Annotated in this window: 21 protein-coding genes; 2 read left to right on the plus strand and 19 right to left on the minus strand. The window is 66.6% G+C overall.

What is annotated here, in order from left to right; all coding sequences use genetic code 11:
* The first annotated feature begins 13 nt into the window (after positions 1 to 13).
* On the plus strand, positions 14 to 1,735 hold the full coding sequence (locus V6M63_RS13120) for a tannase/feruloyl esterase family alpha/beta hydrolase (RefSeq protein ID WP_332742439.1): 1,722 nt from the start codon (positions 14 to 16) through the stop codon (positions 1,733 to 1,735).
* 12 nt (positions 1,736 to 1,747) lie between these two features.
* On the opposite strand, the gene V6M63_RS13125 is transcribed toward V6M63_RS13120, so the two are convergent.
* From V6M63_RS13125 to wbaP, 19 genes are all read right to left on the minus strand, one after another.
* Complete coding sequence (locus V6M63_RS13125; RefSeq protein ID WP_332742441.1) at positions 1,748 to 2,533, minus strand: tyrosine-protein phosphatase; 786 nt, start codon at positions 2,531 to 2,533, stop codon at positions 1,748 to 1,750.
* On the minus strand, positions 2,530 to 3,237 hold the full coding sequence (locus V6M63_RS13130) for a J domain-containing protein (RefSeq protein ID WP_332742443.1): 708 nt from the start codon (positions 3,235 to 3,237) through the stop codon (positions 2,530 to 2,532). Before V6M63_RS13130 ends, V6M63_RS13125 begins: the two co-directional genes overlap by 4 nt.
* A gap of 12 nt (positions 3,238 to 3,249) precedes the next feature.
* On the minus strand, positions 3,250 to 5,655 hold the full coding sequence (locus V6M63_RS13135; protein WP_332742445.1) for a GumC family protein: 2,406 nt from the start codon (positions 5,653 to 5,655) through the stop codon (positions 3,250 to 3,252).
* A 12-nt stretch (positions 5,656 to 5,667) separates the two neighbouring features.
* Entirely contained in the window at positions 5,668 to 6,381 is a 714-nt protein-coding gene (locus V6M63_RS13140) for a polysaccharide biosynthesis/export family protein (RefSeq protein WP_332742446.1), read from the minus strand.
* Between the two features lie 244 nt (positions 6,382 to 6,625).
* Positions 6,626 to 7,915 (minus strand): glycosyltransferase WbuB, encoded by a 1,290-nt coding sequence (locus tag V6M63_RS13145; RefSeq protein ID WP_332742448.1) that lies wholly within the window; start codon positions 7,913 to 7,915, stop codon positions 6,626 to 6,628.
* Positions 7,912 to 8,820, minus strand: a complete 909-nt coding sequence (locus V6M63_RS13150; RefSeq protein ID WP_332742450.1) for a hypothetical protein — start codon at positions 8,818 to 8,820, stop codon at positions 7,912 to 7,914. The genes V6M63_RS13145 and V6M63_RS13150 overlap by 4 nt, the downstream gene beginning before the upstream one ends.
* A gap of 13 nt (positions 8,821 to 8,833) precedes the next feature.
* Positions 8,834 to 9,805 carry a glycosyltransferase family 2 protein gene (locus V6M63_RS13155; RefSeq protein ID WP_332742452.1) on the minus strand — a complete coding sequence of 324 codons (972 nt, stop codon included), beginning with the start codon at positions 9,803 to 9,805 and terminating at the stop codon, positions 8,834 to 8,836.
* 9 nt (positions 9,806 to 9,814) lie between these two features.
* Positions 9,815 to 10,771, minus strand: coding sequence for a nitroreductase family protein (locus V6M63_RS13160; protein ID WP_332742454.1), 957 nt, complete (start codon positions 10,769 to 10,771; stop codon positions 9,815 to 9,817).
* Positions 10,764 to 11,333, minus strand: a complete 570-nt coding sequence (locus tag V6M63_RS13165) for a putative colanic acid biosynthesis acetyltransferase (RefSeq protein WP_332742456.1) — start codon at positions 11,331 to 11,333, stop codon at positions 10,764 to 10,766. The genes V6M63_RS13160 and V6M63_RS13165 overlap by 8 nt, the downstream gene beginning before the upstream one ends.
* Positions 11,330 to 12,478, minus strand: coding sequence for a polysaccharide pyruvyl transferase family protein (locus V6M63_RS13170; RefSeq protein WP_332742458.1), 1,149 nt, complete (start codon positions 12,476 to 12,478; stop codon positions 11,330 to 11,332). Before V6M63_RS13170 ends, V6M63_RS13165 begins: the two co-directional genes overlap by 4 nt.
* Entirely contained in the window at positions 12,475 to 13,605 is a 1,131-nt protein-coding gene (locus tag V6M63_RS13175) for a glycosyltransferase (RefSeq protein ID WP_332742460.1), read from the minus strand. The genes V6M63_RS13170 and V6M63_RS13175 overlap by 4 nt, the downstream gene beginning before the upstream one ends.
* Positions 13,606 to 13,629: 24 nt before the next feature.
* On the minus strand, positions 13,630 to 14,616 hold the full coding sequence (locus V6M63_RS13180) for an acyltransferase family protein (protein ID WP_332742462.1): 987 nt from the start codon (positions 14,614 to 14,616) through the stop codon (positions 13,630 to 13,632).
* 1 nt (position 14,617) lies between these two features.
* Positions 14,618 to 15,883 (minus strand): O-antigen ligase family protein, encoded by a 1,266-nt coding sequence (locus V6M63_RS13185; protein ID WP_332742464.1) that lies wholly within the window; start codon positions 15,881 to 15,883, stop codon positions 14,618 to 14,620.
* Complete coding sequence (locus V6M63_RS13190) at positions 15,871 to 16,818, minus strand: aldo/keto reductase (protein WP_332742465.1); 948 nt, start codon at positions 16,816 to 16,818, stop codon at positions 15,871 to 15,873. The genes V6M63_RS13185 and V6M63_RS13190 overlap by 13 nt, the downstream gene beginning before the upstream one ends.
* Positions 16,815 to 18,410, minus strand: a complete 1,596-nt coding sequence (locus tag V6M63_RS13195) for a GMC family oxidoreductase (protein WP_332742467.1) — start codon at positions 18,408 to 18,410, stop codon at positions 16,815 to 16,817. Before V6M63_RS13195 ends, V6M63_RS13190 begins: the two co-directional genes overlap by 4 nt.
* Entirely contained in the window at positions 18,407 to 19,711 is a 1,305-nt protein-coding gene (locus V6M63_RS13200) for a lipopolysaccharide biosynthesis protein (RefSeq protein WP_332742469.1), read from the minus strand. The genes V6M63_RS13195 and V6M63_RS13200 overlap by 4 nt, the downstream gene beginning before the upstream one ends.
* Before the next feature lie 34 nt (positions 19,712 to 19,745).
* Entirely contained in the window at positions 19,746 to 20,897 is a 1,152-nt protein-coding gene (gmd, locus tag V6M63_RS13205; RefSeq protein ID WP_332742471.1) for a GDP-mannose 4,6-dehydratase, read from the minus strand.
* Positions 20,898 to 20,911: 14 nt separating this feature from the next.
* Complete coding sequence (fcl, locus tag V6M63_RS13210) at positions 20,912 to 21,889, minus strand: GDP-L-fucose synthase (RefSeq protein WP_332742473.1); 978 nt, start codon at positions 21,887 to 21,889, stop codon at positions 20,912 to 20,914.
* 102 nt (positions 21,890 to 21,991) lie between these two features.
* A complete protein-coding gene (gene wbaP / locus V6M63_RS13215; RefSeq protein ID WP_332742475.1) occupies positions 21,992 to 23,566 on the minus strand; it encodes an undecaprenyl-phosphate galactose phosphotransferase WbaP in 1,575 nt (524 codons plus the stop codon).
* A 342-nt stretch (positions 23,567 to 23,908) separates the two neighbouring features.
* Between wbaP and V6M63_RS13220 the strand changes: the two genes are divergently transcribed.
* Entirely contained in the window at positions 23,909 to 25,006 is a 1,098-nt protein-coding gene (locus V6M63_RS13220; RefSeq protein ID WP_332742476.1) for an IS630 family transposase, read from the plus strand.
* Positions 25,007 to 25,016 lie beyond the last annotated feature (10 nt).

Genomic DNA, 25,016 nt, shown 5'->3' on the forward strand with positions numbered 1-25,016 from the left:
AGGAGACATTTCCATGCACGCTGTCATCTCGCGCCTGCCGCTGCTCGCGGCGATGGGTCTGGTCGCCTGCGGTGGCGGCTCGGACGGCCCGCCGCCCCCCACGCCGCCGGCCGCGCCGCCTGCGATTCCGCAGCTGAGCCAGGCCACCCCCGGCGCCTTGGTGGGCAACTGCACCGACCTCGCAGCGCGCCTCGCCGGTTTTGCGAACACGACCCTCACTGCGAGCACCGACGTGGCCGCAGGCACGCTGACCGTGGGCGGCCAGCCGGTGCCGGCGCATTGCCTGGTCACGGGCAGGATGTTCGAGCGCACCAGCACCGTGGACGGCAACGCCTATGCGATCTCCTTCGAAATCCGCTTGCCGCTGGCCTGGAACGGCCGCTTCTACTACCAGGGCAATGGTGGCATCGACGGCAACGTGGTCACCGCCACCGGCGCCACGGGCGGGGGTCCGCTCACCCACGCATTGCACAAGGGCTTCGCGGTGCTGAGCTCGGATGCCGGCCACGCCGGCGCACTGGGTCCGTTCTTCGGCATCGATCCCCAGGCCCGGCTCGACTATGGCTACCAGGCGGCCGCCAAGCTCACGCCGATGGCGAAAAGCCTGCTGGCCGGTGCGTACGGCAAGGCGCCCGACCGCTCCTACTTTGGTGGCTGCAGCAACGGTGGGCGCCACGTGTTCAACGCCTTTGCCCGCATGCCCGAGCAGTACGACGGCTACCTCGCCGGCGCGCCCGGCTACAACCTGCCCAAGGCGGCGGTGGCCAACATCTTCGGCGGCCAGCGCTACGCCACCGTGGCCACCAACCTGGCCGACCTCTCCACGGGTTTCACCAACGCCGAGCGCGCCACGGTAGCCGCGGCGGTGCTGGCCAAATGCGATGCGCTCGATGGCGCTGCCGATGGCCTGATCCAGGACGTCGAGGCCTGCCGCAGCAATTTCTCGCTCGCCACCGACGTGCTCACCTGCCCCGGCGCGCGCGACGGCACCTGCCTGAGCGACGCCCAGAAGACCGCGATCGCGCCCATCTTCAGCGGCGCCACCACCAGCACCGGCGCGCCGATCTACGCCAGCTTTCCATACGACGCCGGCCTGGGCGCCAACGGCATTCCATTCTGGGAGTTCATCGCACCGGTGAACCTGGACTCGGGCGCCGTGGGCGTGATCTTCGCCGTGCCGCCGGCCACGCTCCCCTTTGACGGGCCGGCCTTTGCGCTCACCGGCAGCATCGACGACATGTTCACGTCCATCAGCGCCACCAACGCGACCTACACCGAGTCGGCCATGAGCTTCATGACGCCACCCAATCCGACGCAGCTCTCCGCCGTGCGCGACCGCGGCGCCAAGATCATGGTCTACCACGGCGTGAGCGACCCGATCTTCTCGGCCGACGACAGCGCCAGCTGGGCCCGGGGTGTCGCCACCAACCACGCGGACGCCGATGCGTTTGCGCGCCTGTACCTCGTGCCGGGCATGGGTCACTGCTCGGGCGGCCCGGCCACCGACCAGTTCGACATGCTGGCTTCGCTGGTCGACTGGGTGGAGCACGGCGTGACGCCCGACAGCGTCACGGCCTCGGCGCGCGGTGCCGGCAACCTGGGTGGCGTGAACGCCGAAGTACCCGTGGGTTGGGCGGCGAACCGCACGCGTCCCCTGTGCCCCTGGCCGAAGGTGGCGCGCTACAACGGCAGTGGCAGTCTGGACAGCGCCGCCAGCTTCAGCTGCCAGCCCTGATCAAGCGCTGGGTCACCGCTTTGACCACCATCTGCCGATCATCGAAGGGCGGCCCGCTTCCTTTGTCGGCAGTTCAAAGCCCTCTGGCGACAAGTTTTTCAGCACCGCGGTCGGCCGCTCGGTCACCAGACGGCTGGCTTCGTGGTCGCCCACCAGGCGGCGCGCCACGGCCAGCCCCTCGGTCAGTCGCGGCAAGCGCCGGCCGGTGGAGTGCGCGTCGGTGGCCAGCAGGTGGGTGTGACCTTCGCCCAGGAAGCGCTCGCCCCAGTACTGAGCGCGCTTGCCGAAGACGCCCGTCAGCGCCCCCGCCGTCACCTGCATCCAGGCACCTTGCGCGATCAGCTGCTGGAACACCGGGTAGTGGCTCTCCACCCAGGTCAGCCGCTCCGGGTGCGTGATGATGGGCGTGTAGCCCGCAACGATCAGGTTGAAGACCGACGCTTCCAGGTGCGGCGGCGGCGTGGTGTGCGAGGGCTCCAGCAGGAAGTAGCGCGAGCCGTGCAGCGTCGGCACCCGCCCGCTCTTGAGCCCGTCGATCAGGCCGGGCACCAGGTGCACGTCCGCGCCCACCACCAGCTTCAACGCGATGCCATGGTGGTCCAGTTCCGCCTGCAGGCGAGCGCACGCATGTGCGATGCCCGGGCCATCGTTCATGTACATGCCGGGGTAGATGTGCGGCGTGCAGGCCAGGGTGTGGATGCCGTCGGCCACGGCGATGCGCGCCATCTGCAGCGACTCGTCCATCGTTTTCGCCCCGTCGTCGATGCCCGGCAGGATGTGGCAGTGCAGATCGATCATGGCGGTGGCCCCTCCCGCTCCGGCGTCTCGGTCCCTGGCGGGGTCGAGGCGGGCTTGCCGTCCGGCGACACCCGGCGCACCGACAGGGAACCCTCATGGCCCCTCGGCCCCATGAGCAGGTACGCGCCTGCCATGAACAAGGCGCCCGTGCTGGCCAGCGCCAGCCGGGCGCGGGCAGACCAGCCACGCACGCCCGCTTTCTCGCGTGACGGTGCGGGCCTGGGCAGCAGGGGCCGCGGACGCATCGAACCGCCGGCCAGGGCCGTGGGTGACAAGGTGCCGTCCGCCCGCTGCTGCGCCGACGAGAGCAGGTCGTGGGCCAGGTTGATCCGCGTGGCCGCGTCGGCGGGCCAGCGCTCACCCGCGACCTCGAAGTCCGGGTGCGTCAGGCGAATCATCAGCCGGTAGTGGTGGCGCAACTGCGCCGGCTCGAAACCCGGCCTCAGACCCAGCAGCGTGAAGGGGTCCGAGCCCGGGCGCAGCATCACGGTGCGCACAAAAAAACGCGCCGCGCGGTGCAACTCCGGCCCGATCGTTGGCGTCGCAGGCAGGCCCGCCACCGGGCGCCCGGCAGCGAGCAGCATCACGCTGGCGATGTGCTCGAACAGCGGACGCGGCTCGCGCAGCGCCACCCGGTAGCGCCCGGGCGCGCGTTCAAAGTCCAGCAGCGCGGGCATCAGGCGGCTCCAGTTGGGCGGCGTCATCGGTGCTTCGCGTCAGGCAGAAGACGGGTCCAGTGTGGGCTCGATGCGGGTGCTGGCCGCCAGCGGGAGCGGCGGCACGTTCGAGACCGGAGCCGGTCTGGCCGCGCGCGACGAGCGCGCGTCGTCGTAGCCATGGCCGTAGTAGGCCGCGTAGGCGTAGTCGCCGGCGTGCTCGTTTCGAGCGTGCGTGAGCACCATGCCCATGGGTGCCAGGCCCGCGTTGCGCAGGCGGCGCAGTGCGTCCTTGATGCTGTCCTTGCGCGTGTCGCCGGCCTTCACGGCCAGCACGATGTTCTGGATCTGGTTGCCCAGCACGATGGCATCCGCAATGCCCAGCAGCGGTGGACTGTCGATCACGATCTGGTTGTAGCCCAGGGTTTGCGCCTTCTCCAACAGCTCGCCCAGTCTGGGGCCCATCAGGAGTTCGACCGGGTCGGGCGGCACGGGGCCTGCGGTGAGCACGGCCAGGTTGGGCACCGCGGTTTCCCGGATCAACCTTTCGCCGTCGCGGTCTCCGCTCAGCAGGTTGGACAAGCCGCGCTCGTTGGGCAGGTTGAGCATCTTGTGCATCCAGCCCTTGCGCATGTCGGCATCGATCAGCAACACCTTCTGGCCCAGCTGGGCGAAGTTGATGGCCAGCGCGAGCGCCGTGGTGGTCTTGCCCTCGCTCTTGCCGCAGCTCGTCACCATGAAGCGCTGGGGCGCGCCATCGGCCGTGCTGAACTGCAGCGCCGTGCGCATGGAGCGGTAGGACTCGGCGAAGGTGCTGCGCGGCTCCTGGTGGGCCAACAGGGCCACGGGCTCTTTGCGCTTGCCCGGCTTGGTGAATGGAATCAGACCCAGCAGGGGCAACTGGTACAGCGCTTCAATCTCGGTGGCGTGCTTCACGGAATCGTCCATCTGCTCACGCAGCAAGGCCGTCAGCATGCCCAGGAACAGGCCCAGCATCATCCCCAGACCGACATTGACCTTCAGATTGGGGGTGGCCGGAAACAGCGGCACCGAAGCTTCGTCCACGATGCTCACGTTGTTGGCGGTGATCCCCGCGGTCACGCTCACCTCTTTCAGGCGCTGCAGCAGGCTGTCGTACACCTGCCGGTTGGTGTCCAGTTCGCGGCTCAGCAGGTTCATGTCCACGCTGCGGTCCTGCACGCTGAGCACCTCGCTGCGGCTGCCCGCCACCTTGCTCTTGATCAGTTCTTCCGCTCTTCTGGCGGCGATGTACTGGCCCTCGATGCTGGACAGGATGTTGTTCACCTCGGTCTTGATGCGCGCATCCAGCTCGGCGATCTGGGCCCGCGCCGCCACCATGGCGGGGTAGTCCGGCTTGAAGACGGACCGGTTCTTGGCGTAGTCGGCTTCCAGCCGAGCGCGCTGCTCCTTGTAGGCGCGGATGGCCTCGTTGACCACGGCCTGGGGCGCGCTTTCGGGATTGAGCTTCACCTGGTTGTACAGCGTCTCGGCCCGGATGCGGTCCTGCTCCGCCTTGGTCAGCGCGGCGGAAAAGTCCACGAAAGTCTGGGTGGCGGCACTGCCCTTGTCGCCCAGGTTCAGGATCTCGTTCTTTTTCGCGTAGGTGTTGATGACGCGTTCGCTTTCTTCGAGCTTGGTCTTGGTCTGGCGGATCTGTTCTTCGAGGTACTCGCGGGCGTAGACGGACGAATGCCTCTTGCGCTCGATGTTGGTGGCCATGAAGGCCTTGGCCATGGTGTTGGCAATGCCGGCGGCCAGTTCCGGGTCGGGGTTGAGCACCCGGATCTCCACCAGGCGCGAATTGCGGATGGGCTCCACGCTGAGCGCCTGCTGAAACCGGGCCACGGTGGCCGCCCGGCTGAGCGTGCCCGGGTCGGGAGGCGGCGGTGCCACCAGGTCGCGCAGCCGGCCCCACCCCTGGCGAGCGAAGGCCAGGGCCTGGTCGATCGGCTGCACGCCACTGACCGCCCTGGCGTCGACATCGGCCGGCTCCGCGCGCGAGACAGCGGGCGCAGCGGGCTTGTACAGGCCCAATTCTTCGATCACCCGTTCGGCCAGGCTGCGGCTCTTGAGCAATTCGATCTGCGTGCGCAGCTGCAATTGATCGGCCAGAGGGCCTTCATCGACCTCGACCTCGGCGGTGAAGTTCACCACCTTTTGCGCCGTGCGGTCGATCTGCAGCAGGGCCGCGCTCTCGTACTGCGGGGTGATGCGCAGCGTGTACACGCCGGCCGCCAGCGTGCACAGGGCGGCGATGCCCGCGATGGTTCCCTTGTTGCGGACCAAAGCGCGCCAGAGCGTCTTGATGTCGAGGCGGTCCTCCGCCAGTGTCCCGGGTTCACCCTGGACAAGCATCGGCTCGGACAGGGCGAATTCGCGGCGCGAGGCCATCGCGTCGCGGGAGCCGGGCACGGCGGGCAATGGGTGTCGGTCGGTGTTGGCCATGGCGATGCACCTCTATTTGAACGGGTTGAGCGTGCTCAGGATGTCGCTGAAAAGCGAATCCCTCAGGGCGGCCCGCCGGGCGTTGCGCTGGACCACGATCACGTCGTCCGAGCGGATGTCCGGGTCCTTCTCCTGGCCGGCGCGCACCTTGTCGAGGTCGTAGGTGAACTGTTCGCGCGCACCGCTGGTGCCGCCGCGGTAGACCACGATCTGCGTGATGTCGGCGTAGGGCGCGAAGCCGCCCGCCAGGGCCAGGGCCCGCAACAGGGTGAGCTCGCCCGCCATCGGATAGATGCCCGGCCGCAGCACCGCGCCTTCGATGGCGACGCGCTTCGTGGTGAATTCCTTGATGAAGAGCGACACCTGCGGGTCCATCAGGTATTTCTCCTCGTACCGTGTGGCGATCAGCTGCTCCGCCGCCTGCGACGTGAGCCCCGCCACCGGCACCTGGCCAATGAGCGGCAGCGAGACCTCGCCCGACGCGTTCACGCGCACATCGCGCTTCATGTCGGGCACGCCGAACACGTTGAACTCCATCAGGTCGTTGGGCGCAATGCGGTAGTCCGCGCCCACGGCGTTCAGCGGGTTCAGGGGGGAGGCGGCGCTGCGCGCGTCCACCGAAGCGGGCGTCGCGACGGCGTTGGTGGCCGTCTGCGCGTGGAGCGGCAAGGCCGCCACCGCCGCCATGATCCCAAGGCCCCATAGGGCCCATTGTTTGCTTTTCATGATGACCTCCTGTCGCATGACACATCACCCCGCCGGCTCTGAAGGGAGGTGAAAAAGTTACCTTTGATTACCGGCAAACACGAGGCCCGTGTGGGGCTGGCCGGCAGGCGAAGCGGGTGGTCCCAGGCGTGTGGCAGCGTGGTCACCAGGGGCAGTGCCATGACCATGAGGGCCAGCCCGATGGAATCAGTTTCCACGAACAGGGGCCGGGCGTCCGTGTGGAATGGATCGATCATGTAACGTCCTACTTCAAACGCTCGCCACCCAGGCGAGGCGATGCCGTGCAGCTGGCTTCACGCTGGCTCCCCTGCACCAGGGCCAGCAACTGCGTTTCGAACCGGCGCAGGAGCACGTCCTGGCTCATCTCCGCTTCGGCATAGCGGCGACCGTTGGCGCCCATCTCGGCGCGACGGGCCGGGTCGGCCGCCAGCGCAAGCAGCATGTCGGCCATGGCGGCCGGGTTCTCCGGCGGCACCACCAGGCCGCAGGCGGCGTCCTGCACCACCACCCGGCACAACTCGGTGTTGGGCAACGCGGTGGCCAGCACGGCGCGGCCGCTGGCCAGCATGCCCGTGAGTTTGGAGGGCATCACCAGATCCGCCGCATCGGCCCGTTGGGGCAGCAGGTGCACATCGGCCAAACCCAGCCAGTCGTTGAGCCGCTCCAGCGGCTGCAGGTCCAGAAAGCGCACGTTGGTGAGGCCCGCGCAGCGCGCCTGCAGATCGGCCCGCCCCGAGCCGTTGCCGCCCAGCACGAACTGGATGCGCGGCTCGTCCTGCAGCAGCCGGGCCACGTCGGCGAGGATGTCCAGCCCCTGCTTGTTGCCCATGTTGCCGGAATACAGGGCCACCACGGCGCCCGGCGCCAGGCCCAGCTCGACCCGGTAGGCGCTGGGCGCGACCAGCGGGGTGATGCCGCTGATGTCCACCCAGTTGGGGAAGTGCACCACCCGCTCGGGTGCCACGCCCTTGGCCAGCGCACGGTCCACCATGCGGCCGGAAATGGTGGACACGCGGTCGAACCGGCGCATCAGCCAGCGCTCGGCCCCCTGTACCCAGCGGCGCAGCGTGGGGCCCCTGATCAGACCCAGATCAAACGCGGCGTCCACCTCGTAGTCCTGAATGTGCAGCCAGCTTTTGGCACCCCGCAGGGAAGCAAACGCCACCGCCGCCGGCGCGCACATCAAGGGTGGCTCCACCACCCACACCACATCGGGCTTCCAGCGCCATTGGGCCCACAGCACCGGCAGACTGCTGAGCGCAAAGCTGGCCAGGTGCAGCAGACGCTTGAGGCCGCCCGGCTGCTTGGGCACCCACAACGGCGTTCGCATCACTTCAACACCGTGCCACGACTCGGTGCGGTAATGGCTGGCGCTGTGGCCGGCGCTCACCTTCCAGGCCGGGTAGTAGGGCGGCGCTGTGATGACGCGCACCTCGTGCCCCGCGTGGGCCAGCCACCGCGCCATCTCGCCGGTGTATTTGCCGATGCCGGTGAGCTCGGGCGCGAAGTTGATGCCATAGAAGAGAAGTTTCACGGTGGGCCTTTTGTTTTGATGGACGCCGCGGGCGTTGCAGCGCCGCCGCTTTTCTGCACCGCGTCACCCACGAAGGCGCGAACGCCCATGAGCTTCATCTGGTAGTCGCTGATGTTCTTGTGGCTTTGCGCCGACACGATCAGGTAGAAGTTCTGTCGTCGCGCGATCTCGGGCACGTGGGGGTGGGTCGCTTGCAGCACCTGCTTGCCGTTCAGCCACCACCGCACGGTCAGGGTGTCGGGGGAGTACGACACGCCGAAGACGTTGGCCTGGGTTCTGTCCAGCGGGATCTTCGAGGTCGGGTTGGGGTTCTGGATCTTTTTGTAGTTGGGCCAGATGCCGGTCCATGAAATGGCGGTGTGGTGTCCACCGGGTCCGAAGCCGCCTTCGTCGATGTCCAGTTCGAACCAGCGCTCGAAACTTTTCGGATCGCCTTCGTACACGTCTTCCATCCGGAGGTTGTGTTCGATCGGCATGAGCCAGACCGCCGGGAAATTGTCCTGGTGATTGGAGGACGTCGCGACCTGGGCTTCGATGTAGAACGGCCGCGCGCCGCTCAGCAACGGAAACAGTCCGGGGTAGGAGGTCATCTTCACGGTGGTGAGCAGGCCCCCCCGCTTGATGACCACGCCATCGTCCGCCTGCTCGTAGAAGCTGCTGTCCTTGGGCTGGGTGGAATAGAACGCGGCGTAGTACTTGCTCCCGTCGGCCCGTCCCGTGAAGTCCACGTCAGCGATCCGTGGGCAATCGCGGAACAAGGGTTGAAGCGCGCCCACCTGGGTGGCGCCATCCGGCGTCGCGGCGTCCTTGCAGATCAACGGGACCGTGGCGTGGGCCCATGCCGGTGCCAGGCACAGGGCTGCAAGCACCCACGGGGTCAACGGGAGCGTGGTGTTGGTGCGCACGGGGATCCTTTGGTCAAAGTCGGGGCGCCAGCTGGCCTTCGTTGACGTCCGAAGGCGCCAAGGGCGCGCTCCGTGCCACCAGCCTGTGTCCGGTCAACCGGCTCAATTCGGCGCAGATGGCTGCCTTGTCACGGAGGTGGGCCACGGCCCGCTCCAGCTCCATGACCTTGGCGCCCACCAGAAATCGGTACCAGCCACCCTGCAGGAAGTGGTAGACCAGCCCGCTGCGGCCATCCAGAAAGCCCAGCTGGAAGACATAGCGCCACAGGAAATACAGGGTGGCGCTGACGGTGAAGGGAATGCGGTTGTAGAGGCGCTCCTTGACCCAGCGCTTGAACGAGGCCTGGAACGAGGCGCTGCGGGCGTTGAGCGCGTCGTCGCGAGCAAACAGGTCCAGCCGCTGGTTCAGCACCTCGATGGCTTCGCGCGTCGCGTACTGGTTGTGCTTGGTCGTGAAGTAGCTCAGGTCGTTGAGGTTGTGGTCGGCAAAGCCACCGTCAAACGTGACCGTGCGCCCGCCCCAGACCACCATGTGTTCGTCCATCCAGCGGTCTTCAATGCGGCCCTGCCCATGGCGCCAGAGGCGCAGCATCACGAGGGGGTAGCGCCCGCCGTGGCGCACCCAGCGGTCCATGAAGATGTGCTTGCGCTTGAGGTTGACGCCCACCACCCCGGCTGGCAGTCGGGGCAGCTTCTCGGTGATCTCGCGGGCGAGGTCGGGCTCGATGATTTCGTCGGCGTCCAGCCGCAGCACCCACTCGCCATGAATGTCGAGCGTGTCGAGGGCCCACTGAAACTGCCGGGCCTGGTTGACGAAGGCGTGGGTGTGGATCTCGGCACCCAGCCGTTTCGCGATGTCGGTGGTGCCGTCGGTGGAGCCGGAGTCCACCACGCAGATCTGGTCCGTGAACGCCTGGATGGACCGGATGGCGCGTTCGATGTGGATGGACTCGTTGTACGTCAGGATGATCGCGGTGATGCTCATCGAAACCTCCTAGGCATGAAAGGTGACGATTTCCGCCGCGGGCCTTCTCGGCGAGAAAGCCACCCGGGTGTCCGGTGCGACGGGTTCACCGAAGGCGATCATCATGATGAGTCGCTCGCCGGCCGGGATGTCGCCGGCGCGGCGGATCGCCGATTCGGTCTTGTGGTCGATGGCCAGGTTGAGCGGGCAGGCGCCCCAGCCCATCGATCGGCAGGCAAACATCAGGCACATGGCAAACAGCGCGCCGTCGACATAGGCCTGGTTGCGTTGCCCCGGGCCACCCCAGGCGCAGATATCCGAGCTCACCACGAACAGATTGCCGACCGATTCCGCAAAGCCGCGCGAGCCGCCCTGCAACGCGAGCAGCGCCTGGATGCGGGCAGGGTCCTGGTAGGCATGCACCCGGGAGGACTGGCGGTTGCACTGGGAGGGTGCGAGCTGTGCAAGCGAGATCGCTTCAAAGATCCGTTCGGGTTTCAGCGGGGCGGAGTGGAGCGTCCGGATGCTCGAGCGGCTGGCCATCAGGTGCTGCAGGTTGCTGGGCGGCAGGCCATTGAACGAATAGTTCCGTGTGCCACCCTTCCAGGGCCTGGGCAGCCTGGCTTCCCACGCTTTCAGGTAGCCGGCGATCTCGTCCAGCAGGGGGTCGGACGCGCCCGCTCTCGCATGGAAGTTCACATAGGCGTCCAGGGCGCCCAGCGACATGTGGGCCGGAACCGGTGAGTGCTGGATGTCGTAGCGCGACAGCGCGTTCATGACGAAGCGGATCTTGTCCTTGCCGAACAGCAGCTTGGGATTCGGCAGGGACAGGCCCTTCTCGATCGTGTGGGCCTCGATGATGATCTTGTAGAACGCGCGCCTGGACTTGTCCACGAACGGCGAGTACGAGTTGAAGCGCAGGAACAGGACGGCGTCGCGCAGGGCCTCGCTGAAGATGCCGGTCACCTTGAGGAGCTTGCTAAACATGGCGGTCCCTCAGCACCCGGTCCTTGATCTTTCGACAGGGATTGCCCGCGCAGAGGGACCAGGCCGGCATTTCCTTGAGCACCACGGAGCGCGCGCCGATGACGGCGCCCTCCCGGATCACCGCGTCTGGATGCACGAAGCACTCTGCGGCGATCCACACGTGGTCTTCGATCACGATGGGGCCGGTGACCAGCGGCCGGGACAAGGAACGGATGTCGTGCGAGCCGGCGCACAGAAAGGAGCGCTGGCTGACGGCGACCTTGGAGCCGATGGTGATGCGGTCCATGCTGTAGCAGTCCACGCCATCGCCGAGCGCGGAGAACTCGCCCATGACGAGATTCCAGGGTGCCCAGACACGGCACGAAGGCGCGATCCGGCAACCGGCGCCCACCTCGGCCCCGAACGATCTCAGCAAAAAGCGCCGCCACCCATGCAGCGCCCAGCGGGGGGTGGGCCTGAAGGCCAGCAGCCAGACCACTTCCCACGCGAATCGCCGCAGCTTGGCCGCGGCGGTGAAGTCGCTGCGGTACCGCAGTGAACCGAAATCGCTCAGGGGGCTCATGGGGTCACCGCCTTCAGTTGCATGCTCAGAAACGCGTTGCCGGCCTGTCGCAGGTCCGCCAGTCGCTGGTCCACGTCGGCCCAGTCGATTTCCCTGGCCATCAGCGCCTGGGTGTTCTGCGCCGAGAACGACGGTGCAAAGCGGCTTTCCAGACCGACAGCCCGCAGCAGGTGGATGGCACGGGCATTGGCGGGCGCCTTGTCTCCCGTCAGCCCGGCCACGATGAAGGGCTTCTTGAACAACAGCGAGAACACGGTGCCGTGGAAAGAGTTGGTCACGACAAACCGCGCGTTTCTGATCAAGGAGACCCACTCGCCGGGATCGGGGTGGACCGTGTCGCCGATCTCGACCCAGCGCCGGTGGGGGTTGTGCGGCGAGAGGATGGGGCAGCTCAGCTGCTTTGAAATCAGATCGGCCGTTTGACGGATGTTGTCGGGCGAGCGCAGGCCGTAGCAGAAGATGTACGGATCGACGTGTTCGGGCGGCGCCCGGTCGGTCAGCTCGGCGTAGTCGCTGTGCAGCAGTGTCGGGTCCGGCACGTTGGCCGGTCTGTGCCCGGTGGCCCGCTCGACCAGCGTGACGCCGGAGGCTTCACGAACGGAAATGGCATCGAAGTTGCGCAGCAACGGAGGCAGCTGGGCCGCTTCCGACGCGGACACCCGGTCTCTGCCGAAACTGGCGGCGTAGGAGATCTTTCTGGCTGGGTACCGTCTGGCGAAGGCCAGAAAGTAGTTCGGATCAAAACCGAAATGCTGGGAAGGACTCCAGATCTGATCGCTGCCCGCCACGATCAGGTCGTAGGCCTGCGCCGCGGCGAGCGATGCACCGTTGTCGGTGGGCGCGGCGTCGCGCCTGACATCCAGGAACTGCTCCCTGAATCGGACGAACTTTTCCCTCTGGCCCCGGTTGCCGAAGTGCTCGTTGATGAACGACGACACCGCCAGGTACACCACCTTCAGATTGGCCTTGAGACGGGCGGGCGACGTGGGCAGGCAAAGCCGGCCACCGTGCTCGATGTGTGCCGGCCGGTAGTCGATGAAGCTGGCGTGATGGCCCTGCTCCATCAGCCAGCGGCGCAAGGCATAGGCTTGCAGCGCGGCACCGTAGTTGTCGCTGAAATGAAAAGTGAGAATGCCGACGTTCATCGCTTCACCACCGTGGATGCCGTGCCTTGCACGGCGGGCCGCCGAGCCGTCCGAGGCGGTGCCAGCAGACGTGTGAGCTGTTGCTGAAAGCGGGCGGCTACCGCCGGCCCGCCCAGGTGGGTGGACTCGGCCCTCGCGAGTTCGGCGCGGTCCCAGTGGAAGTCCTCGCAGAAGTTGCGCAGGCGCTCCAGCAATGCGGGGGCGCTGCCGGCCTCGAACACGTAGCCATTGCGGCCGTTCTCGATCGCGTCGCTGGCCCCGCAGCGGTTGCTGCAGATCACCGGGGTGCCCACCATCAAGGCTTCGTTGACCACCGCACCCCAGCCGTCGAAGCGGCTGGGCAGCACCAGCACGTCGGCGTCGGCCATGGCCGCGACGGTTTCGGCGTTGGGCATGCTCGCAGAGAAGCTCACCCGGTCGGCGATGCCGAGCCGGGTCGCGAGCGCTTGAAGCGTCTTGTCTTCCGGGCCCTGGCCGATCAGTCGAAGGTGGGCCGAGGGCACATCGAGCTGGCTGAAGGCCTGCAGCAGAAGATCGACGCGCTTGCGTGGGATCAGCTGGCCCACATACAGCATTTGCAGGTGACCACGCGACACCGGCGTGTACGGCAACGGCGAACGGTCCACCACGTGCACGAAGGGCACGATGCGCTCACGCGGGTAACCGCAGGCCGAGAAGAAACGCGCGCCGCCGTAACGGCCCGAATGGCCGATGCAGAACACACCGCGCAGGTGGCGGCGGTAGCGCAGCGCATCCCAGGTGTAGATGAGCCAGCGGGGCAGCAACTGCACGCCCGGTTCGTAGCGGTTTTCGGTCATCAGGAAACGGTGCACCGGGGCGCCGAGGCTGGCCTTGAAGGCGGCCAGTGGCAGCGCGAAACCGCGCAGGCCGAAGAACACCTGCACCGAGTCGGGCAGCGTGGCCAGTTCGCTGATCTGTTCGGGCGTGGGCGCCTGGTGGACCTGGACCTGGCCGGTGTCGGGGAGAGGGTAGCCGCGGTCACGGTAGTGCGCGGGAAGGTCCTGCGTCACGCACCAGTGCACGGTGTTGCCGGGGATGTTCGCCAGCTCGCGGATGTACGCGGCCTGGTGGAACATGAGGTAGGAATGCCAGAAGACGATGGTCATGTCAGGTCGAGCCGTTTCGGTTCATCAGGCCGTTGCAGGGTGGAGCAGGCGCGATGCGCCCGCCGTCATCCGGTTGGACAGCCATTGGGTCAAGAGAGAGAACACCAGCAGGGGCACCAGGGCCAGGGTCAGGAGCACGGCATGGCCGAACGGGTAGTTCTGCGCTTCCAGCCAATGGATCCACGCGGTTTGCGTGAGATAGATCTCCAGCGTCAATCCGCCCAGGAGCGCAATGCCGGGGAACAGGGGCGTGGCCCGCAGGGGCTTGAGCACCGTGTCGGATGCAAAGAGGTGAAAGCTGAAATAGACAATGGGGTACAGCAGCACATGGAACACGAACTGCAGGTGACCCATGTCGTAGCGGAACAGCGTGAGCTTGGTGACCAGGAACAGCAGCAACGAGATCAGCAGCGCGGCGATGGCGAAGAGGTTGAACGTGGGCGTCAGTTTCAGACGGGCGACCAGGCAGCCCAGCAGGGTGATGCCGAAGTAGTTGATCCACTTGAAGTGGTCGTCGCCTTCCACGACAAAGGTCGACAAGTCCAGCTGGCTGTAGAAGACGGCGTAGGGAATGAGCAGCAGCGCCATGGCGGTGGCAATGCCCGCGGGCTTGAGGCGTGCCAGGTAGAAGACCGGCACGTAGAACACCATCACCGCCGAGACGAACCAGAACGGCGTGGGCCAGACAAAGATCCTGGCGAGGTCGGCGATGCCTGTGATGCGGATCATGCCGACCGCGAGCATCGCGCAGGCGACGATGAGGACGGCGGGGTACAGGCGCAGAACACGCTTCCTGAGGTAGGCCAGCAGCGAGGGCGTCGATGCGCCCTGGCCGGTGGCATTCAAGCTCATGGTCAAGCCAAAGCCCGAGAGAAAGAAGAAGAGCGAGTTGCCGATGGCGCCGCCCGTGGCGATGCGCGGGTCCGGAACGAAGGCGTCCAGATGCGACAGGGTGATCAATGCGGTTGCCATGAACAGCATCAGGGTGGTGTCTGTGGGTCTGCGTGTCATGTCAGGATCCGATCCGGGCTGTCCGATGGGTGTTCAGGGGGAAGAAGGTTTTCCGCCCGATGGGCGCAGGAGACATCGACTTCAGGTTCACTTGCAGGATCAACACGAGGATCCACAGCGAATACGGATTGCCGACGCCGATCAGGTAGCGGTTGAAGAAGGACTGGGCCAGCATGAAGACCAGCATCAGCCCCACCAGGAACAGTTGGTACCGGGATTGGCCCGGTTTGAGCCCCTGTTGAAGCGCGCGGCAGGCGGTGACGACGAACACCAGCGTGATGAGTGAGCCGAAGAACACCCCGTGCTCCAGCGCCAGGTTGATGTACGAACTCTCGACCGGAAACCCGATGACTTCCGGCAGGGCCGAGCGGATGCCCCGGCCCGTGAACAGCAGCACCGGATCCGAGAACACCAGTGCAAAGCCCGCCCGCCAGATGTCGGTGCGCCCGGTGGCGCCCGAATCCACGCCGCGCGTGGGCGAGTCGATGTCCAGGATGAGCGACAGGTAGTCCTTGATGTCCGCCCACTTGTAGAGAACGACCATCAGGCCGATGAACGCAGCCAACACCAGGCTCATGCGCGAACGGCGGGAGCCGCGCAAGGCAATCAGGGTGACGCCCGTCGTGCCGGCGACGGCCAGCGCCAGCATGCTGGCGCGTGCCGACGCGGCGAGCAACACGAAGAGGCACATCGCCACGATGGCCAGCGCGAAAACTTTCTGTGATCTTTTGTGAGCGGCCAGATAGCGCTGAAAGAACAGCAGGGCACCACCGCCGTAGACCAGACCACTCAGGTTGGGGTTCATGCCCAGCGGCTGGTAGCGAACCAGTCCGAGGCCGTACTCCACACTGCCCGAGAGGGATTCGAAGAGCGCCTGGTGTTCCAGCAGCAGCAGCGTGCCGACGAGCGCCACATAGGCCCACCGAAACACGACGATCAGCTCGGCCGCACCACGGTGGCGGACCAGAAACCCGGCGGACACCAGCACCAGCAGCAACATGGCGCCGTACATCGTCGACAGCACGTTGCCTGTCATCCAGGCCACCAGCATGGCAAACAGGAAGGCGATGGCGAAGACCCATTCGACCAGGCTGGGCCGGATGGGCCGTGTGTCGCCGGACAGCGCAGACAAGAAGCCCGCCAGGAGCAGGAGACTGATGGCCCCCATCTGGGCCGCCTGAAGCGCCGGGCCTTCGTAGTACCACCCGGTCAGGTAGATGGAGCCGCCCAACAGCCAGAGCGACAGCTTCGAGGTCAATTCGCGCATGGGACACCTGTCTGGGCGAAGGACGCATGAAGGGCTTGCATCGCAGGCCGCCATTCGATCGAGCCCGTGGCGTGCCGGACGTGTTGCAGCGTGGTGGCCAGGCGTTGCGGCTGGTTGGTCGAGAACAGCAGGCGGTTGTGAAACTGGTCCAGCGCGTAGGCCAGGGCGAGTGCGCCGGTGGCCGCGGCGGGGTCGGTGCCGGCGGGCAGCAGGCTGGCCAGCTGGTCCTTGAGCTGGCTGTCCCGCGCCATCTGCTGTGCGATGGCCGGTGCAATGAAGCGGAACGCGCCGTGCAGGATGTCGGTGGGCGCGGGCGGCGCCTCGTCCATGCCGGGCACCGGGCAGCGGTATTGCAGCACCGTGCCGAAGCGCACGAGCCGGCCCCGTGCTTCCCCGGTCGAGCTGCCATAGGCGCCCAGGCGGCCCTGGGCGACGTAGCGCTCGAACAGCGGCTTCAAGGGGGCCAGCGTGTCGTGGGCTTGCGCCTCGTGCAGCAGCAGGCCGTCCACCTGCTCGCGCTGCAGCAGGCGCAAGCTGGTTTCGAAGGACCGGGCGATGAAGTCCGGGTTGAAGTTGGCGGCTGAGGCGCGGTGGGCCATGCCTTTGAGCACGGCGTGGCGCAGCCCGGGGATGCGGTGGGCCAGGGGCTTGATGATGGCCCGGGCCGTCTGCATGAGGCCGGGCGATGCGGGGCGGGCGAGCCCCGCCTTGGTGAACACGGTAACGGGCTCTGGCCGACCCTTGAGGGCTTCGCCCAGCACGGATTCGGACGCGCCCAGGCCGTAGGGTGGCGCGGTGTCGAAGTGGCGAATCCCCAGGTCCAGCGCGGCATGCACGAGCCGCAGGGCCTGGGCCTTCTCAACGCCGCCCTTGAGCCGGCCGCAGCCAAAGCCCAGCCGTTGCGAGATGAGGTCGGTGTGGCTGTCCATCGTCATGCGGCCACCGGTTCGAGGCGCAGCCGTTCGGCCAGCCGGGCCGTCAGCGCCATGGCGGTGAAGGTGGGGTTGGCGTAGCTGGAGGTGCGGAACACGGCGGCACCCGCCACGTAGAGGTTGCTGGTGCCGAACACGCGCAGCTCGCTGTCGACCACGCCGTCGCGCGGGTGGTGGCCCATGCGCGCGCCGCCACACTGGTGGTAGGTGTCGGTGGCCTGCTCCAGCACGCGCGCATCCTCGGCGTCGAGCAGCGCGTCGATCTCCACACGCGCCAGCCCCGCCGCCTGCAGGCTTTCACCGGCTCGACGCACGAAGGCGGCCATGGCGCGCACCTCGGGCTGGCCGCCAATGCGCCAGTCCAGCACGGCCAGCGGCATGCCGAAGCGGTCTTTTCGCTGGGGGTCGAGTGTGATGCGGCTGTCGTTGCGCGGCAGTTGTTCGGCGTGCATGACCAGCCAGACACCCCGGTCGGCCGGGTTGTAGATGCGGTGGTGCCGCAGGTACTGGACGATCATCGGCACCCAGGCGCTGCCCATGCCCCGGAGGTGGCGCAGCATGTCGCCCATACCCTGGTGCGAGAGCCCGCCGCGCCGCAGCGACCTGACCATCACTTTCAGGTGCTGCAGGTGCTCGCTGATGCTGGACTCGAACGCGAAGTAGCCGGTGACGTTGAGCGCTGCGTCGGCGCCGGCGTCGCCCGTGCCGGTGTTCAGCCGCAGCTTGGGCTGGTACTTGTGGCCACCCAGCACGATGTTCTGGAAGGTGCGCAGGAAGCGGGGCTTGTCCAGCAGGTGCACCCGGCCGCCGCGCATTTCGAGGTGGTCCTGAAAACCGGCGCCCACCCATGGGTTGTCCGCCCAGGGCGCCTCAGGCTGTTCGGCCGCGCAGGCGAGCAGCAGGCGGGCGATCTCGATGGTGCCGTTGGCCAGCACGAAACGCTTGCCGCGGATGGCGGTGGATGTGCCGTCGGCCCGCGCCACACGAACCGAGGTGATGCGCTCGCCATTGGGCGCCAGGTCCAGGCCCGTGGCATGGGCATGCAGCAAAACGGTGAGTCCGGGCGCGTTCTGCAGGCGTTCATGGAAGTACCGGGCCATCGCGGGCTCCTTGAGCCAGCGCGTGAGGAACAGGGTGAAGCCGGGAATGTCGGGGTATCCGTCGCCGAAGAGTTTGTGCGCCTGCGGCGTGTGTTCGTCGAGCACATCGGCCAGGCGCAGTTCTTTGGCCACGGCTTCGTACCAGGGCAGCAGGTCCTCGTAGGTGATGGGCCAGGGAGCGTCGGAGACACCCGCGCGGGCCTCGAAATCGGATGGCACAAAGCCGGTGAGCTGGCCACCCCAGAGGTTGGATGTGCCCCCCAGGGCGCGCCCCCGGGCCACGGCAATGCCGGTGTGGGCCCGCCCGATGACGCAGGCGTCGTTGAGTTCCTGCGCAGGCGCTTCAAAACTGCCGCCGCCCGTCTCCAGCACCAGCACGCGCTGGCCCTGGCGTTCCAGCAGCACGGCCAGCAACAGGGCCACCGTGCCCCCGCCGACGATGACGACGTCCTGCGGGGTCTCGGGTGGCGAGGCGTGATTCAGGTCGATGATCATGGGACGACCTTCGTGGTGTGCAGGCGGTGCACGGCGCGCGTCGCGGTGAGCCAGACCAAGGCCTCGCCCAGCAACATGGCGCCCACCACACCCGCCATGCCGGCACGGCCCCAGACCAGCCACGCCACCCCGAGCGAGACCACGGCGGCCGCCAGGCTTTGCCAGGCCAGACCACCATGGCGGTTGATGGCCATGAGCACGACGCGCGGGACCTGGGTGGCCGAACACACGGCCGCATAGAGCAGGAACAGCGCCATGCTGGTGGCGGTGAAGGGAATGTGGCCGTGGGTCCAGAGCTCCAGCAGCCAGGGCGAGACCAGGTACACCAGCAGCGCCCCCGCGGCGGCGATGAGCAGGCCCAGGCGGTTGGCTCTGCGGTAGAGCTTCCAGAAGGCGCCGTCGTCCTTCTGGCCTTTGAGGGCGGTGAGTTCGGGCCACAGTGGGTTGCTCAGGGCGTTGGTGATCTGCACCACGATCCGCGCGAGGGTGCGGTAGGTGTTGAACACGGCGGTGGCGGCGGGGCCGAGGGTGGCCGCCACCAGCAAGGTGAAGCCTTGCAGGCTCAGCGCGTTGGTCAGCGAGAGCGAGAAGAACAGCGCGCCGGGCGCCGCGGCCTGCCGGATGTCGGCCAGGCTGGCGCGCCGCACGCCCCAGCGCAGGAAGTCGGTGCGCCGCTGGCTGAGCCAGATGCAGAGCAGCGTGTAGCCCAGACGGGCCAGCAGCGCCGCGGTGGCGACCCCGATGAAACTCTGTGTGAGCACCAGGCCGGTCAGGCCGCCTGCCCACTCGACCAGCCGGCCGGTGGTGACCAGGTAGGTGCCCGCTGCGTAGCCACCGGTGGACTTGTAGATCACTTCGGCCAGGCTGCAGAACAGGCCGAGCACCACGCTGATGGACAGCAGCATGAGCACCGTTTTCCACTGCGGTGCTTGCAGCGCGGTGGATGGGAGCAGCAGCAGGGTGGCGCCGACGACGAGCAGCACCAGCAGCGAGACGGCCAACAGAAAGGCCACGGCGCTCTGAAACACCTCGGCGGCACGCGCCTTCTGGCCTTGTGTGATCAGGCCGATCATCTGGTTGCTCGAGGCGGTGGAGATGCCGGCATCGGCCAGCGACAGGTAGAAGGGCAGTGCCGTCAGTGCCAGCCAGTAGCCGTAGGTGGCCATGTCCCAGTGGTACAGAAACAGCGGCAGCGACACCAGTTGTGTGCCGATGCTGACCGCCTGCGCATAGCCGTAGGCGCCGGCGCCCGAGGCAATGCGCCCGGCGATCGACGAGAGTCCGAGGGTGGGGGTGCGCAATGGGTGTGGAACAGACATCTGGAGGGGGCAGCGCTCAGTGTTCGCCGGTCACTGCGATGGCGTAGCCGTGGGTCTTGAGCAAGGCGTGGCGTTGTGCGTCGGCCAGGTCGGAGATCACCATCTCCGCCACCATGTCCTGCAGCGCGATCTGCGGCACCCAGCCCAGCGTGGCTTTGGCTTTGGAGGGGTCGCCCAGCAGGGTTTCCACCTCGGTGGGGCGGAAGTAGCGCGGGTCCACCTTCACGATCACCTGGCCCGGCTTGAGCGCGGGGGCTTTGTCGCCCTCGACCGACTGCACGATGGCCTGTTCGTTCACGCCCTCGCCCTCGAAGCGCAGGGTGACGCCCAGTTCCCTGGCGGCCATGTCGATGAACTGGCGCACGCTGTATTGCACGCCGGTGGCGATGACGAAGTCTTCGGGCTGCTCCTGTTGCAGCATCATCCATTGCATGCGCACGTAGTCCTTGGCGTGGCCCCAGTCGCGCAGCGAATCCATGTTGCCCATGTAGAGACAGTTCTCCAGTCCCTGGCCGATGTTGGCCAGGCCGCGCGTGACCTTGCGGGTGACGAAGGTTTCGCCGCGGCGGGGCGATTCGTGGTTGAACAGGATGCCGTTGCAGGCGTACATGCCGTAGGCCTCGCGGTAGTTCACCACGATCCAGTACGCGTAGAGCTTGGCCACGGCGTAGGGGCTGCGCGGGTAGAACGGCGTGGTTTCCTTCTGCGGGATTTCCTGCACCAGGCCGTAGAGCTCGGAGGTGCTGGCCTGGTAGAAGCGGGTCTTTTTCTCCAGCCCGAGGATGCGGATGGCTTCGAGCAGCCGCAGCGTGCCCATGCCGTCCACGTCGGCGGTGTATTCGGGACTTTCGAAGCTCACCGCCACATGGCTTTGCGCGCCGAGGTTGTAGATCTCGTCGGGCTGGGTTTCCTGCACGATGCGGATCAGGTTGCTGGTGTCGCTCAGGTCGCCGTAGTGCAGGTGGAAGCGCGCGTCGTCGATGTGCGGGTCCTGGTAGATGTGGTCCACGCGCTGGGTGTTGAACTGGCTGCTGCGCCGCTTGATGCCGTGCACGATGTAGCCCTTTTCGAGCAGCAGTTCGGCGAGGTAGGAGCCGTCCTGGCCGGTGACGCCGGTGATGAGGGCGACTTTGGGCTGGACGTTGGGGGCGGGCGGGTTCTTGGTCATGGTGCTGGGTTCCGTCATTGGGCGGTTTGCTGCAGGAAGTCCTGGTATGTCAGGGCCAGTCCGGAGGGCAGATCGACTTTGGCTTGCCAGCCCAGGCTGTGCAGGCGGCTGCTGTCCATGAGCTTGCGGGGCGTGCCGTCGGGTTTGGTGGCGTCAAAGCTGATGTCGCCGGCGAAGCCTGTGATGAGCGCGACGTTGTGGGCAAGCTCGGCGATGGTCATGTCCGACCCGTAGCCCACGTTGATGTGGCTGAGCATGGGCTGCGTGTGTTGCTCGTAGCTGGCCTTGGGCAGGTTCATCACGTGCACGCAGGCGGCGGCCATGTCGTCGACAAACAGGAACTCACGCATGGGCGTGCCGCTGCCCCAGATGGCGACCTCGGGCGCGCCAGACACCTTGGCTGTGTGGAACCGGCGGATCAACGCGGGGATGACGTGGCTGTTTTCAGGGTGGTAGTTGTCGCCCGGGCCATAGAGGTTGGTGGGCATGACGCTGCGGTAGTCCACGCCGTGGCTGGCGCCGAACTGGCGGTTGTAGCTTTCGCAGAGCTTGATGCCCGCGATCTTGGCCACGGCATAGGGCTCGTTGGTGGCTTCGAGCAGCCCGGTGAGCAGGGCTTGCTCGCTCATGGGCTGCGGAGCGAGCCTGGGGTAGATGCAGCTGGAGCCGAGGAACAACAGCTTCTGCACACCGTTGCAGAAGGCGGCTTCGATCACGTTGGCCGCGATCATGAGGTTCTGGTAGATGAAGTCGGCGGGGAATGTGTTGTTGGCGTGGATGCCGCCCACCTTGGCCGCGGCGAGGTACACCTGTTGCGGCCTGGTCCGGGCGAAGAACGCGCGAACGGCGGCCTGGTCGGTCAGGTTGAGTTCGCCGTGGGTGCGGGTGACGATGTGGCTGGCGGGGTGGCCGGCGGCGAGCAGCTGGCGCACGATGGCCGAGCCGACCATGCCGCGGTGGCCTGCGACGTAGATGGTTTCAGGGGCGTTCATGGGGAGGGCATGGTGTTGTGCAATATCCGGACACGGTGGATGGTTCCGTTCGCCATGTCTGTGCGGTAGACGGGGAGCACGGAGAGAGGGGTCGGGTTGGCATCAGCAGGCTCCTTCTTGTCTGAGCACGACGCGCACGGTGCGCAGCATGATCACGAGGTCGTACCAGAGCGACCAGTTGCGCACGTACCAGAGGTCCATGTTGATGCGGTGCTGGAAGGTGCTGGTGCTGCGACCGCTGATCTGCCACAGGCCGGTGATGCCGGGGCGGGCCTTGCCGTACGCGGCGATGCTGTTGCCGTACTCGCCCAGCTCGCGGGCGAGCAGCGGACGCGGACCCACCAGGCTCATGTCGCCGCGCAAGACGTTGATGAGCTGGGGCAGTTCGTCGATGCTGGTGCGCCGGATGAGGTTGCCGATCTTCGTGATGCGGGGGTCGTTGGCGAGCTTGAAGTTGCTGGCCAGGTATTGCACGTAGAGCTTTTCGTTCTCGGTTTTCCAGCGCTCCAGAGCGCCATCGGCGTCCATCACCATGCTGCGGAATTTGATGAAGTCGAACAGCTGACCATCCACACCCACGCGCTTTTGCACGAAGAACACGGGGCCGGCGTCATCACGCCTGATGCGCCACGCGACCCAGGCAAACAGCGGCGCCAGCAACACCAGCAGGGCGGCGGCGCCCACGATGTCGAGCGCGCGTTTGAGCACTTGCGGGCCGCGACGGTTGAGGTTGTTGCGGGCGCGCAGCAGCAACACGTCATGGCTGAAGAAGTGCGAGACCTCCATGCCGTAGATGGGCAGGCCGCCGAGCGCGGGCACCATGACAAGGTCGTCGCGGGTGAGCATGAGCTCTTGCGCGAGTTCGCGCAGCCAGTTGTTGTCCCGAATGCCGAGCACGCCCACCAGTTGGTAGGGCCCGGGCTGGGCCAGGAACTCGCGCACGCCAGGGGTGAGCGCGGTGGGCGCGGCCACCTGCCCACCCCCGAGCTCGACCAGTCGCGCGCCGGGGTCGGGGCAGACAACGGCCACGGGCTTGTAGCCCAGCAGCGGTTCGCTGGCCAGGGCAGCCGCGGCTTTTTCAACGTCGTCGGGATGGCCGATGAGCACGTAGGGCTGGGTGAGCAGGCCGGTGCGCAGCAAGCAGGTGCGGATGGCCAGGCGGGCCAGCGGCAGGCAGACCAGCACGAGGCCCCAGGTGGCGCCGGTCCACAAGCGAGAGAGCGGCCACTTGGCGAGGTAAATGACCATGGCGTCGAGCAGCGCCGCGAGCACGATGACCTGGATCAATTGGCGGGTTTCGTCCCACCAGGGTTTGCGGCGGTGGGCGGAGTAGTGGCCTTGCACGGTCCACATCCAGCTCACCATGGTCAGGGCAATGGCGGCGAACAGCGTGATGCGCAAGTGACCATTGGCGGCCCACCAGACGTTCATGGCCTGCGAAAGGCTCATTTCGTCGCGAAGCCACGCGGGCAGCCGCCCGGCGACGAAGCAGAGCCAGAGCACGCTCAGATCGGTGAACACCAGCCAGGCTTTTACCGTCTGCTGGTGTCGGGTGAGGTTGACCCACGGGGCGAGGCTGCGTGCAAGGTCGTGTTCGTTGTAGAGCGGGACGACGATGCCCGGCGCGCCTTCGGCGGGTGGGGGTCTTTCAGCTGGACGGGCGCGTGCGCGTGCCATGTCAATGCCCATTGCGAATGGGTTTGGTCACGGGGCTGGCCCCATGCGGGTGCATGGAATGCACTCGTATGAAGCGCTGGGACGTTTGGTGGTTGAGGCACGACATGAATGGACACCCTGAGTTCGTTGTGTGTGTGCGCTTCCGAACAGTCGCGCACTGGTTTTGCCATTCTTATGGCAGGTGCGAGAGCGACATGTAACGAGCTTTGAGTTAAGCCACGAGGATTGCGTTGGATCGAACCTTGCTTCGACGCGCTCGCTCAGGGTGATTTGGTGGCATGCGCCTCAATTGATGGATCTTGTGATCTCAGACACAGACCGCTTTTCAAGGAGGTTGAAACGATGCGAGTTGCCGAAGCGATCGAGCCGGATGCGAAGACCTTGTCCGAGTTGCACACGTTGTCCAAGGGCAGGCGGGTGGAGGCTCGCGTGCAGCAGCGCGCCCGCGTCATCTTGCTGGCGGCGCAAGGCTGGCAGAACAAGGACATCGCCGACGAGGTCAAGCTCGACCGGCGTCAGGTGGCGTTGTGGCGACGGCGCTTCATTGAAGGCGGTGTCCAGGCATTGCTGCAGGACGCCTCGCGTTCGGGGCGCGCACCGAGCGTGACCTCCGTGGTGGAGTCGCACATCCTGAGCACGACGCTGTACGAGCAACCGGTTGCGGCCGCGCGCTGGAGCACACGCACGTTGGCCTCGCATCTGGGCCTGAGCGCCACGACCATCCGCCGGGTGTGGCGGCGCAACGGCATCAAGCCGCACTTGTTCGGCACTTCCCAGGTGCCACGGGACACGCCCCCTCGTTTCGAGGATGCGCTGGTCGACATCGTGGGGCTGTACATGAACCCGCGCGAGCGTGCGCTGGTGCTCAGCAGTGCCGACAGGAGCCAGATTCAGAATCTCAACGGCACCCATTCCCAACGTGCCGGCACCATGAACCCCGGCCACTGGCGCAATGGCACGGCAACGCTGTTCGCCGCGCTCAGGAAGCTGGAAGATGCCGTGATCTCGATGTGCCAGGATCGGCATCGCCACGAGGAGTGGCTCAGGTTCCTGCGCCTGCTCGATCGCAAGACGCCCAAGCATCTGCAGGTGCACCTGATCGTTGAAAACCAGGCCACGCACAAGCGCCCCAAGGTCCAGGCCTGGCTGGCCCAACACCCGCGCTTTGTCGTGCACTCAACCCCTGCCAACGGCACCTGGCTGAACATGGTCAAGCGCTTCTTTTGCGACATCGCCGAGCACGGGATCCGGCAGGATAGTTTCACCAGCGTGGCCGAGCTTCAGCAAGCCATCGCGCAGCACATCGAACACCTCGACAGGAGTCCCAAACCGTTCAACTGGACTGCCGACGATTCGGACGTCGCTCCAGTCGCTCGCGCCAAGGCCGCGCTGGCGCGCTGGGCAATAAGTGCAGAACAAGCTGGCGCACCCCACCCCTAGGCCCGTGTAA

The organism is Hydrogenophaga sp. (assembly GCF_036675665.1).
Lineage (GTDB): Bacteria > Pseudomonadota > Gammaproteobacteria > Burkholderiales > Burkholderiaceae_C > Hydrogenophaga.